3 protein-coding genes are annotated in these 3,004 nt (G+C 69.4%); 1 reads left to right on the forward strand and 2 read right to left on the reverse strand.

Annotation, left to right across the window (positions count from 1 at the left end; all coding sequences use genetic code 11):
* Positions 1 to 399: 399 nt before the first annotated feature.
* Positions 400 to 1,464: a PTS transporter subunit IIC gene (locus tag GPA_RS01080; RefSeq protein ID WP_015538698.1), complete on the forward strand. Its 1,065-nt coding sequence runs from the start codon at positions 400 to 402 to the stop codon at positions 1,462 to 1,464.
* A gap of 40 nt (positions 1,465 to 1,504) precedes the next feature.
* Here GPA_RS01080 and GPA_RS01085 read toward each other — a convergent pair whose 3' ends face one another.
* Together GPA_RS01085 and GPA_RS01090 are read right to left on the reverse strand one after the other, a co-directional pair.
* Positions 1,505 to 2,338 (reverse strand): purine-nucleoside phosphorylase, encoded by an 834-nt coding sequence (locus GPA_RS01085; RefSeq protein WP_015538699.1) that lies wholly within the window; start codon positions 2,336 to 2,338, stop codon positions 1,505 to 1,507.
* 47 nt (positions 2,339 to 2,385) lie between these two features.
* Positions 2,386 to 2,913 carry an L-2-amino-thiazoline-4-carboxylic acid hydrolase gene (locus GPA_RS01090; protein WP_049783968.1) on the reverse strand — a complete coding sequence of 176 codons (528 nt, stop codon included), beginning with the start codon at positions 2,911 to 2,913 and terminating at the stop codon, positions 2,386 to 2,388.
* Positions 2,914 to 3,004 lie beyond the last annotated feature (91 nt).

The raw sequence follows: 3,004 nt of genomic DNA on the forward strand, positions 1-3,004 counted from the left end.
TGCCTGCATCGCAGCCGGAACCGGCGCATCCGCCGCGCCGTCGGCCACCCGACGCGCCTCTATCTGCCGCCGCGAGAAGACCTCTTCGAAAACCATGTCCACGCCTGCGCTCGCCCTTCCTGCCCGATCCCGCCCGGCTCCGTCCGCACCGCCATCCGGCCTCGCAGCCCCATCGCGCGGCCTCGCGGCCCTTCGGCCCTGTCGCTTCGCGTCGATTGTACCCGAAGCGCCCCTCGGCCGCGCGGGGACGCCGCAAACCGCACAGGCTCGCCGGAAATCCGCCGCAGACGGGCGCCGGCCGCGCTCCCGTCCCTCCCGCCTGCGGCTTCGTCTACCATGGTTCCACGAGAAATCCCGGTCAGAACCGCATAGCTCCGCTCGCGCCCGAAGGGGGACGGCATGCCCAAGCACTCCGTTACAGCATTCCTTGCACGCAAGGACATCGAGGTATCGTTCCAGCGCTACGCCATCGACGCGCTGTCGGCCATGGCCCAGGGCCTGTTCGCCTCGCTGCTCATCGGTACTATTCTCACCACGGTGGGCGACCTATCCGGCGTCGGTTTCTTCAACGAGATCGGCACGTTCGCCAAGAGCGTGGCAGGGCCGGCCATGGCTGTTGCCATAGGCTACGCGCTGCGCGCGCCCGCGCTCGTTCTGTTCTCGCTCGCAGCCGTCGGCTACGCCGCCAACGCGGCGGGCGGGGCCGGCGGGCCCTTGGCCGTGCTGGTGATAGCCATCGCGGCCTCCGAGCTGGGCAAGGCGGTGTCGAAGGAGACGAAGGTGGACATCATCGTCACGCCCGCCGTCACCGTCCTGGCCGGCTGCGGGCTGGCGCTGGGCGTGGCGCCGTGGATAGGGGCGCTGGCCTCGTCGGTGGGCGGGTTCATTATGTGGGCCACCGAGCTGCAGCCGCTGTTCATGGGCATCATCGTGTCGGTGGTCATCGGCATCGCGCTCACGCTGCCCATCTCGTCCGCCGCCATCTGCGCGGCGCTTGGTCTGACGGGGCTGGCCGGCGGGGCTGCGCTCGCGGGCTGCTGCGCGCAGATGGTGGGCTTCGCCGTCATGAGCTTCCGCGAGAACCGCTGGGGCGGCGTGCTGTCGCAGGGCCTGGGCACCTCCATGCTGCAGATGGGCAACATCATGAGGAAGCCGCTCGTCTGGGTGCCGCCCATCGTGGCGTCAGCCGTCACCGGGCCGCTTGCCACCTGCGTGTTCGCCCTGCAGCAGAACGGCCCTGCCGTGGCCTCGGGCATGGGCACGTGCGGCCTCGTGGGGCCCATCGGCGTGTACACCGGCTGGGTGGCGGGCATGGAGGCCGGCGCGGCGGCACCCGGCGCGTTCGAGTGGGCGGGCCTCGCGCTGGTGTGCCTGGTGCTGCCCGCCGTAATCAGCTGGGCGGTATGCACCCTCATGCGCCGCGCCGGCCTCATCGCCGAAGGCGGCCTCAAGTTGGAGGACTGAGGAGAGGGCGCAGGCTCCTCCCGCCGCGCGGGCACTTTCCCTACATGCGCTCCACGATGGCGGTGGCCAGGCGCGCGAAGTCGGCCGCGCGATCGTGCGCCACGTCGAGCACCTCCTCGTCGGTGGGCGAGGCGCCCTCGATGCCGCAGGCCATGTTGCTCACCAGCGACATGCCCAGCACGCGCATCCCTGTGTGTCGCGCCGCGATGACCTCCTCGCACACGCTCATGGCCACCGTGTCGGCACCCCAGGCGCGGAAGGCGCGTATCTCGGCCGGCGTCTCGAAGCTCGGGCCGAGCAGCCCCAGGTACACGCCCTCCTGCACGCGGATGCCCAGCTCGTCGGCGGTCTCGCGCGCCAGGCGACGCAACGCGGGATCGTAGGCGTCCAGCATGGAGAAGAAGCGGAACGCGATGCCGTCGGGCTCGAGGCCCGCCACGGGGTTGCGCCCGGTGAAGTTGATATGGTCCTCGATGATGCAGAAGTCGCCCACACGGTAGCTCTCGTTGATGGCGCCGGCCGCGTTCGTCGCGAACAGCGTGTCCACGCCCAGCTCGTGCATGAGCCACACGGGGTAGGCCACCTCCTGGGCGGTGTTGCCCTCGTAGCCGTGCAGGCGGCCCTGCATGGCCAGCACGCATTTCCCGCCCAGCACGCCGCACACGAAGCGGCCCACATGGCTCGTGGCCGTGCTCGTCCTCATATGGGGAACCTCGCCGTACGGCACGCAGACGGCATCCTCGATCTGCCCGGCCAAGGGGCCCAGCCCCGAGCCCAGGATCATGCCCACCTCGGGCCGGCGGTCGCCGATGCGCTCGCGCAGGACGCGCGCGGACTCGGCCAGGTTCTCTTTCAGCACGTTGCGCTGGGACATGGCTGCTCCTTCGAGTATAAGATGATAGCTACACGGTGAGACGTATTCTAGCGCATGTCGGACCGGGGAGCCGACGCGCCGCCGCGGCGCACGTAGCGGATGGCGCAGCAGTCGTCGCCGCGCGCGATGGTCTTGGGCAGGTCAAGCTCCACGCCGTGCGCCTCGCCGATGCCGCGGTCGCCGCACATGGCCAGGTCGCACAGCCGGGAGATCTCCTCGTCGGTGCAGCCCTGCTTCTGCCACGCCTTCACGAGCGGGCAGTAGTGGAAGTCGATGGACAGCTTGTCGTCGGTGCACTCCACCACCTTCATCTCGAACACGATCTGCGCGCTCTTGGTGAACAGCACCTTCTTCAGGCCCTTCAGGCTCTTCGTGCCGCTCTTCCCCACGATCTCGGCTCCCTGGTACAAGCCGCAGCGCTTCACGGCGTCGGCTGCGAACGCGTCGTCGGCCAGCCCATGCTTGCGCGCCTCGTCCACCAGCAGGTACAGCCACAGCGCCCGATGCTCCAACTGCTCGCGCACCTTCACGAACAGCGGAAACGTGTTCTTCGGCTCGTTTACGATCTTGCTCATGCGATCCCCTTTCCCCTCATCGACGTGCAACCGCTCCATTATAGGCCCTCGCGCCCTCCCGCAGCCCCGGACGGGGCCCCGGCATGCGGAT

It is taken from the genome of Gordonibacter pamelaeae 7-10-1-b (assembly GCF_000210055.1).
GTDB classification, from domain to species: domain Bacteria; phylum Actinomycetota; class Coriobacteriia; order Coriobacteriales; family Eggerthellaceae; genus Gordonibacter; species Gordonibacter pamelaeae.